The following is a 7,728-nucleotide window of genomic DNA, read 5'->3' as shown; positions in this document are numbered from 1 at the left end:
CGGCGGTCGGCTCGTCCAGGACGTAGACGCCGCCCTTCTCAGCCATGTGGGTGGCCAGCTTGAGCCGCTGCCGCTCGCCGCCGGAGAGCGTGGTGCCCGGGGCCGACGGCGTGTCCGGGGGTGCCGGGCGGAGGCGGGTGAGGGTGAGGCCGGGGTTGTGGGCGGTGAAGAGCTCGGCGGCGCGCCGGTAGGAGAGGCGGGCGCGGCCGGTGTGGGGGCAGCGGTCGGCGGCGGGGGTGGCGGCGGGGGCGCGACGGTCGGTGAGGAAGAGCGGGCCGGCGGTGCGGCCGGCGACGAGGAGGGGGAGCAGGCGAGCGGTGCCGGCCCGCCAGTGGAGGGGCGGGGCGGAGGGGAGGGTGCGGCGGCGGGGGAGGTCGAGGTCGTCGACGTCGAGGGCGAGGACGGTCTCGATGGCGGCGCCGCTCTCGTGGAGGAGGTGCCAGAGGGCCTGTTCGCGCAGGGGAGCGCGGCGGGCCAGGAGGGTGCGCAGCTCGTCGGGGGTGAGCGGCGCGTGGCCGGGCCCGGGGAGGGGGAGCGGGCGCAGGCCGGCGGCGGGGTCGGTGCGGATCCATCCCTGGGCGCGCCACCAGGTCAACGCGGCCCGCAGGGTGGAGAGTTCGCGGTTGAGGGTGCGCGGGTCGGTGCCGGCGGTGCGGTGGGTGACGGCGGTGCGGAGGCGGGCGGCGGCGTCGGGGTGGTCGAGCAGGGCGAGCGGGAGGACGGGCGGCCGGGCGCGGCGCCGTTCGGGGCCGGCCGGGGCGGGGCGGTCGGCCAGGGCCCAGGCCCACGTGTCGAGGGCGATCCGGTAGACCCGGCGGGAGGCCGCGCCGAGGTCGGCGGCGGCCAGGTAGCGATCGACGGCGACCGCGTACTCGACCGGTGGATGGTCGGTCACCAGTGCCTCTCTTCCGCAGTAAATGGATGGTCCGGGGATATCCGAAGAATAGCGGCCGTGCGCAGTAAATGGCAGGTGGAGGCCTGTTGGTGGCGATATTTACTGCGGCTGTGGTGGCCTCGGAAGAAATTGAGGGGACAAGGCTCAAGTTTTTCCCGGAAACCCTTGAATGCCGCTCCGGCGCGGAGGCAGACTTGCCGCCCGTGGCAGTGGATACGGAGCGGATTCCGGCCCGCCGGCCGCGGCTGGGCAGCCGCGTCGCCGTGCTGGGCGAGCGCGATTTCAGGTGGTTCTTCGTCGGGTACGCGACCTCGCTGTTCGGCTCCTCGATGGCGCCGGTGGCGGTCGCCTTCGCGGTGCTGGGCGCCGGCGGCGGGGGCAGCGAGGTCGGCTGGGTGATGGCGGCGCGGATCGTGCCGGTCGTACTGGTGCTGCCGGCCGGTGGGGTGATCGCCGACCGGCTGGGCAGCCGGGGGGTGATGCTGGCCGCGGACGTGCTGCGCGGCGTCGTGCAGGCGGTGTTCGCCGCGGTGCTGGCGTCCGGGCGGGCGCCGGTGTGGACGATGGTGGCGCTGGTCGCGGTCTGGGGGCTCGGCGAGGGGGTGTTCCTGCCCGCGCTGGGCGCGCTGGTGCCGGGGCTGGTGCGGGACCGGGAGCGGCTCGCGGACGCCAACACCCTGCTGGGGCTGGCGCGTTCGGTCGCCACGGTGGCCGGACCGGCGACCGCCGGGGTGGTGACGGCGGTGTACGGGCCGGCCGCGGTGCTGGCGGCCGACGCCGTCACGTACGGGATCGGTGCGCTGGCGCTCGCCCGGCTGCGGCTGCGGCTGCGGGCGCAGGAGCCGTCGGACGGGGAGGGATCGGTGCTCGCCGACCTGCGCGAGGGCTGGTCGGAGTTCCGCTCCCGCCCCTGGCTCTGGATCACCACGTTGCACATGGGGCTGTTCAACCTGCTGGTGTGGGCGCCGTTCCTGGTGCTCGGCCCGCTGACCGCGCAGCGGCACCTCGGCGGCGCGCGCGGCTGGGGCCTGGTGATGGGCCTGTACGGGGCCGGGGCGGTGCTGGGCGGACTGCTGATGCTGGGGCGGCGGCCGGGTCGGCCACTGGCGGTGGCCACGGTGGCGACGCTCGGCTGGGCGCTCCCCTCGGCCGCCCTGGCGGCGGGGCTGCCCCTGGTGCCGGTGGCGGGGGCGGCGCTGCTGGCGGGCGTCGGCGCGGCGGTCTGCGACACGCTGTACAGCAGCACCATGCAGAGCTGGGTGCCGGCCGAAGTCCTCGCCAGGATCAGCGCGTTCGGCAGCCTGGGGGCGTTCGTCCTCGGGCCGGCCGGGCTGGCGGCCGCCGGGCCGCTGGCGGACCGGGTCGGTGCGGCGGCCGTGCTCGGCTTCGGCGCGGCCTGGCAGCTCGCCGCGGGCGTCCTGGTGTCGGCGGTTCCGGCGGTGAGCCGGCGGCGGTGGGAGTCGCGGCCGTGACGGGCCCGCGGCGGTGGGATGCGCGGCCGTGACGAGCCCGCGGCGGACCGCGCGCCCCGACTGCGCACCGTGTCCGCCGGTACCGCGGAGTGACCGGTCACGGGCCGTCGTGGCATCGGGAGCAGCGCGGCCGGGGTGGTCGTACGGTGGAGGGAGTGCGGGGGCGAACGGAGGAGGTTGGCCATGCCTGGTTCTCTCACCATCAGCCACCACGAGGCGGCGGTCGCCCTGGACCACGTGGACGCCAAGCGGCTCGCCACGGTGCTGGAGGAACTCGCCTACCTGCTGGAGATCCCCGGGCCGAACCGGATCAACGACGCCCAGCTGGGCGCGCTCTGCGAGGGCCGGACGCCCGACCGGGCGGAGCTGTCGCACTGGTCGCGGGGGCTCGCCGCGGAGCTGAAGGAACGGCTCTAGCGGAGGCCGCGCCGGACCGGCCGGAGCCGTACGATGGCGCGCGGGGCGGGTGGGCCCCGCGCGCCGTCCTGGCGACGGGGTGGTCGGCGCGTGGTCCGGCGGAGCAGGACGGGGGTCCGAGCGTGGTGGAGCGTCCGAGCGCGGTGCAGCGGGAGCGGAACGGGACCGGGCCGATGGCCTGGCTGACCGTGGAGACGCCGCTGCCGAGCGGGCCGATGCACATCGCGGTGACGGCGCAGGGCGTGGCGGCCGCGGGCTACCTCGGGCACGCGGGCGGCGAGCTGCCGCGCTGCACGGACGAGTCCAGGATCTCCGCGGTCACCGGCCGGATCGGCGCCTACCTGGCCGGGCGCAGCAAGGAGTTGGGCCTCCCGATCGACTGGAGCCTGAGTGCCGGGCCGCATCGCGCGGTGCTGCAGACGCTGCTGCGCGAGGTGCCGTTCGGGCGGACCATCACGTACGGCGAACTCGCCTCCCGCAGCGGGGTGTTCGAGGATGTGGCGGAGCCCGGGCTGGCGGCCCGGACGGTCGGGCAGATGATGGCCGCCAACCCCGTCGCGCTGCTGGTGCCGTGCCACCGGGTGGTGGCGGCGGACGGGATCGGCGGCTTCGGCGGCGGCCGGGTCGGGATCGAGGTGAAGCGCTGGCTGCTCACCCTGGAGGGGGTGCTGGAGCCGACGCTGGACTGGAACGGCCCGCTGTAGCCGGCCCGTCGGGCCGGGCCGTCGTGCGTGGCGGCCCGGGTGGGCGTGCGTGGCGGCCCGGGTGCGGGGCGGGTCAGTGCACGAGTTCGGCCGGGGTGAAGCCGCGGGCGAACGGGGTCTGGCGCGGCAGCACCGGCTGGATGCCGGAGACCAGCGTGTACTCGATGCCGGCCGGGTCCCCCGCCCAGTCGGTGTCCGGCCGTTCGCCGAGCGCCAGCTGCACCGCGTTCCAGGGCAGGTTGAGGCCGCACAGCCGCAGCTGGTGCAGGCCGCCCGAGGGGCGGGTGTTGACGTCGATGACCACCGGCTCCCCGGCCAGGTGGCGGAACTGGACGTTGGAGAGGAACGCCATCCCGGTGGACTCGACCACCCGGCGGGCGGGTTCCAGGTACTGCGGCGCGGTGGTGAAGCTGCGCCGGCGCCGGTGCTTGCTGCGGCCGACGGCGGCCAGCAGGGTGCCGTCGCGGTCGGCGAGGCAGTCCACCGAGACCTCGGGGCCGTCGAGGAAGGGCATCACCATCAGGGCGGCGGGCTCCCCGGCGCCCCCGGCGGCCGCGGCCTCCAGTGCGGCGGCCACCTGGTCGACCTGGACGCGGCTGTCCCAGCCGGCCAGCCGGTGCAGGCCGAACGGTTCGCGGGTGAGCACCCGGAAGCCCTCGCCGCCGGCACCGGAGACGGGCTTGAGGCAGGCGGTGAGCCCGGCCGCCTCGATCCGGCCGACGGCGGCGAGCAGGTCGGCGGCGGTGCGGACCTGCCACCACGGCGGGGTGGGGAGTCCGGCCGCGGCGATCGCGGCGTAGCCGTCCGCCTTGCTGTCGAAGGCGGCGATCGCGGTGGCGGGCGGGCAGATCAGCGCGGTGCCGATCGCCTCGAACTCCGGCTGGTGCAGGGATATCGCGAGCTGGTTGAGGCGGGGCAGGAAGACGTCGATGGCGTGCCGGGCGCAGAAGTCGAGCGCGTAGGCGACGTAGGCGTCGGGGGTCAGGTCGCCGGGTTCCAGGGTGGCGTGGTCGGCGGCGGCGAGGACGGGGGAGTCGGGGTCGACGTGGGTGGCGTGGATCTCGACCGGTCGCGGCGCCTCGCGCAGCTGTTCGATGAAGAACACGTTCTCCGCGTAGGTGCGGTTGAGCCAGACACGGACGGGGGCGCTCATGACGGCCTCCCAGGGCAGGGGTGAACGAGGGGGAGGGCGTCCGGTGCGGCCACACTCGCCAACTGGCCCCGTGGCCCTTTGAGGTGGCACCTTAGCGGCCCCCGGTGCGGGCCTGAACGCGGGGTGGCCGGGGCGGGGTCGGGGCACGGTCGGGTCGGGGTCGGGGTCGGGGCGTGGCTGCGGTGCGGCTGCGGCGCGGCGGTGGCGCCGGATCCGCCGAGGCGTCGAACCATTCTCAAATGTTCGAATAATGATCGAATTAATATCGATCAGGTGATCCAGTCGTCCTATTTGTTCGGTTATTCCGACCACTCGAAAGAGTGATTGCGGAGCACTGCCGAATGGCGTCACCATGATTGCTGCAAGGTGACACTTCATCAGGTATCGGGTATGCGAAGGGCTCCCTATGTCGACCGAAACCAACGTCGGTATTCCTGTGCCAAGTGGCGAGCCGCCGGTCCACCAGCAGAGTCTCGGCACGGCCGGCGCGAGGAACCTCGCCACGACGACCAAGTCCGCGCCGCAGATGCAGGGCATCAGCCCGCGCTGGCTGCTCAGGATGCTTCCGTGGGTCCAGGTGTCCGGCGGCACGTACCGGGTCAACCGTCGCCTGCGCTACTCGGTCGGCCGCGGCCGGGTGAGCTTCGTGCAGACGGGCTCCGAGGTGCGGATCGTCCCGCCGTCGCTGCGTGAGGTGCCGGTCCTGCGCGGTTTCGAGGACGACGCCGTGCTGGAGGAGCTGGCCGGTCGCTTCGTCCAACGCGAGTTCTCCGCCGGTGACGTCCTGGTCGCGGCGGGAGCGCCGATCGACGAGGTCTTCATCATCGCGCACGGCAAGCTCGAGCGGTGGGGAACGGGCAAGTACGGCGAGGAGGCGGTGGTCGGCACCCTCGCCGACGGCGACCACCTCGGCGACGAGGCCATCCAGTACGAGGACGGCTCCTGGCCGTACACGGTGAAGGCCGCCACCGCCGGTACGGTGCTGGCGCTCTCCTGGCCCGCCTTCCAGGAGCTCGCGGACCGCTCCGAGGCCCTCCAGCTGCAGATCATGGAGTACCTGGCCGGTTTCCAGCAGCCGCAGAACAAGCACGGTGAGGCGGCCATCGGCCTCTCCGCCGGCCACCGGGGCGAGTACGAGCTGCCCGGCGCCTTCGTGGACTACGAGCTGAAGCCGCGCGAGTACGAGCTGAGCGTCGCCCAGACGGTGCTCAAGGTGCACAGCCGGGTCGCCGACCTCTACAACCAGCCGATGAACCAGACCGAGCACCAGCTCCGGCTGACCATCGAGGCGCTGCGCGAGCGCCAGGAGCACGAGCTCGTCAACAACCCGGAGTTCGGGCTGCTGCAGAACGCCGAGTACGACCAGCGGATCCAGACCCACTCCGGCCCGCCCACCCCGGACGACATGGACGAGCTGCTGAGCCGCCGCCGCTCCACCAAGATGTTCCTCGCCCACCCCCGGGCGATCGCCGCCTTCGGGCGCGAGTGCAACCGCCGCGGCCTCTACCCGGACACCGTCGAGGTGCAGGGCCGGCAGGTCTTCGGCTGGCGCGGCGTGCCGGTCTTCCCGTGCAGCAAGATCCCGATCGTCGGCGGTCACACCAGCTCGATCATCGCGATGCGCACCGGGGAGGACAATCAGGGCGTCATCGGACTGCACCAGACCGGAATTCCCGACGAATACCAGCCGAGCCTCTCGGTCCGGTTCATGGGAATCAACGAGAAGGCCGTCATTTCCTACCTCGTCAGCGCCTACTACTCCGCCGCCATTCTGGTGCCGGACGCGATCGGGGTGCTGGAGAACGTCGACGTCGCGCACCACCGGGACTGACCGGGGCCGGTCGGAACCGTGCCGCCCGGCGGGGGCCCACCCGTACCCCGGCCGGGCGGCGCCCATCGCCGTACGGCGGCACCGTCATACCGAGGGGGAGGAACCCATGGGAATCTTCACGCTGGAGCGTGACCACCGCGAGGGCCACGAGGCGCAGGACGTGCTGGCCCGGGCCCGTGGCCTGGTCGACCCGGTCCTGCGCGCCGCCGTCGACTCGCTGCCCGGCTCGATGCGTAAGGTGGCCGGCTACCACTTCGGCTGGTGGGAGGCGGACGGCACCCCCGCCGACGCGTCCCCCGGCAAGGCGATCAGGCCCGCGCTGGTGCTGGCCGCGACCCAGGCCCTCGGCGGCGGTCCGGCCGCGGCCACCGCCGCCGCGGCCGCCGTCGAGCTGGTCCACAACTTCACCCTGCTCCACGACGACGTCATCGACCGCGACGAGACCAGGCGTCACCGCCCCACCGCCTGGCGGGTGTTCGGCACCACCGAGGCCATCCTGGCGGGGGACGCGATGCACTCGCTGGCGCTGCGGCTGCTCGCCGAGGACGCCCACCCGGCCGCCCAGGGCGCCGTCCGCCGGCTCACCGACTGCGTGGTCGAGCTGTGCGAGGGCCAGCAGATCGACTGCGCCTTCGAGCAGCGCAGTGACGTTTCGCTCGCCGAGTGCCTGGCGATGGCGGAGGCCAAGACGGGGGCGCTGCTCGGCGCCGCCTGCGCGATCGGCGCGCAGTACGCGGGTGCCTCGGAGGAAGCCGCGCAGGCGATGGACGGCTTCGGCCGCGAGATCGGCCTGGCGTTCCAGCTGATCGACGACCTGATCGGGATCTGGGGCGATCCGGCGGTCACCGGGAAGCCCGTCGGGGCGGACTTGGTCGCGCGCAAGAAGTCGCTGCCGGTGGTGGCGGCGCTCGGCTCCGGGACGGCCGAGGGCGGCGTCCTGGCCGAGCTGTACGCACTGGAACGCCCGCTCAGCCCGGAGGAGTTGAGCCGCTGCGCGGCCGCCGTCGAGGGGGCCGGCGGGCGCGGCTGGGCCCAGGGGGAGTCCTGCGAGCGGATGGCCGCGGCGCTCGGCCTGCTGGCGACGGCGGTGCCCGAGCCGTCCGCCGCCGACGAACTGCTCGCCCTCGCCGAGCTGGTCACCCGCCGCACGCACTGACCGGGTCCAGCACCCAGCGCTCGAACATCTGCAGCGGCGTGTCCCAGCGCATCAACTCCTCGACGGCGGTGGGCAGCAGGCCGTCGACGTCGCCGCGCAG

The 7,728-nt window shown here is 74.2% G+C and carries 7 protein-coding genes; 5 read left to right on the top strand and 2 right to left on the bottom strand.

The features are described 5' to 3' along the window. Positions 1-895 (bottom strand): ATP-binding cassette domain-containing protein (locus ABZ885_RS31665; protein ID WP_360196208.1); only part of this gene is annotated, 895 nt, incomplete at its 3' end. A 203-nt stretch (positions 896-1,098) separates the two neighbouring features. Here ABZ885_RS31665 and ABZ885_RS31660 point away from each other — a divergent pair. The 3 genes from ABZ885_RS31660 (at position 1,099) to ABZ885_RS31650 (ending at position 3,488) form a co-directional block, all read left to right on the top strand. Further along, the gene (locus tag ABZ885_RS31660; RefSeq protein ID WP_360196205.1) at positions 1,099-2,367 is read left to right on the top strand and encodes an MFS transporter; all 1,269 of its coding nucleotides are present in this window, start codon (positions 1,099-1,101) and stop codon (positions 2,365-2,367) included. A 183-nt stretch (positions 2,368-2,550) separates the two neighbouring features. After that, the gene (locus tag ABZ885_RS31655; protein ID WP_360196202.1) at positions 2,551-2,784 is read left to right on the top strand and encodes a hypothetical protein; all 234 of its coding nucleotides are present in this window, start codon (positions 2,551-2,553) and stop codon (positions 2,782-2,784) included. Between the two features lie 122 nt (positions 2,785-2,906). After that, positions 2,907-3,488 carry a methylated-DNA--[protein]-cysteine S-methyltransferase gene (locus ABZ885_RS31650; protein WP_360196199.1) on the top strand — a complete coding sequence of 194 codons (582 nt, stop codon included), beginning with the start codon at positions 2,907-2,909 and terminating at the stop codon, positions 3,486-3,488. Between the two features lie 73 nt (positions 3,489-3,561). On the opposite strand, the gene ABZ885_RS31645 is transcribed toward ABZ885_RS31650, so the two are convergent. Next, positions 3,562-4,641, bottom strand: a complete 1,080-nt coding sequence (locus ABZ885_RS31645; protein ID WP_360196196.1) for an ATP-grasp domain-containing protein — start codon at positions 4,639-4,641, stop codon at positions 3,562-3,564. 406 nt (positions 4,642-5,047) lie between these two features. On the opposite strand from ABZ885_RS31645, the gene ABZ885_RS31640 reads away from it, so the two are divergent. Beyond that, positions 5,048-6,472, top strand: a complete 1,425-nt coding sequence (locus ABZ885_RS31640) for a family 2B encapsulin nanocompartment shell protein (RefSeq protein WP_360196193.1) — start codon at positions 5,048-5,050, stop codon at positions 6,470-6,472. 106 nt (positions 6,473-6,578) lie between these two features. Continuing rightward, the gene (locus ABZ885_RS31635; protein ID WP_360196190.1) at positions 6,579-7,628 is read left to right on the top strand and encodes a family 2 encapsulin nanocompartment cargo protein polyprenyl transferase; all 1,050 of its coding nucleotides are present in this window, start codon (positions 6,579-6,581) and stop codon (positions 7,626-7,628) included. Positions 7,629-7,728 lie beyond the last annotated feature (100 nt).

The sequence above is a fragment of the Kitasatospora sp. NPDC047058 genome (genome assembly GCF_040643935.1).
GTDB lineage: Bacteria > Actinomycetota > Actinomycetes > Streptomycetales > Streptomycetaceae > Kitasatospora.
This window is presented reverse-complemented; position numbering and strand designations above follow the sequence as displayed.